Source organism: Paenibacillus sp. 01L418 (assembly GCF_056400045.1).
Genome location: NZ_JBFTSN010000877.1, coordinates 1 through 532, shown reverse-complemented (window position 1 = coordinate 532; position 532 = coordinate 1). Strand labels below are relative to the sequence as shown.

Sequence of the window (532 nt, the reverse complement as noted above, 5' to 3'; positions counted from 1 at the left end):
CTGTAGCACCCTGTAAAAATAAAGTTCAGCTCGTTTTGCACAATCGGGAGTTGATCGGCTATTTGCTCTGTTAACGCGAAGTATTCTGCATACTTTCCGAAGCGAATGGTCGGAAAAATCGGCCATTCCTTCATATCAAGTATGCGCTCTATGTCACGCCGCGTCGGACCGCCGCCATGATCACCTACCCCATATACTTTCATCATCGTATTCAAGCCTGTTTTCTGGCAAAACTCCGGCACCGTAAGCACCATTTCACCCTCAATGCGGGAATCGTACCAATGCGGCTCTTTATATGCGATAACCGATCTCCCTGAGGGCGCCATCCAGCGATAGAGGTGATGTCCCTCATGGTTATGACCGCGGCAATAGTAATAATATTTGATGCCCGCGTGATGCAAAGATTCCGGCACATTAAGCGCATGACCGAAAGTGTCCGGCTCAAAATCGATTTGCAAATCATCCAACTGCAATCCGAACAAATGTGTAAGATAGTTTTTGGCATATAAGAACTGCCGAGTCATACTTTCAC

At 47.0% G+C, this 532-nt stretch carries 1 protein-coding gene; it reads right to left on the bottom strand.

The features are described 5' to 3' along the window. Positions 1-532: glycoside hydrolase family 38 N-terminal domain-containing protein (locus AC1DSE_RS36230; protein WP_477529244.1), on the bottom strand; the 532-nt coding region annotated here is incomplete at both ends.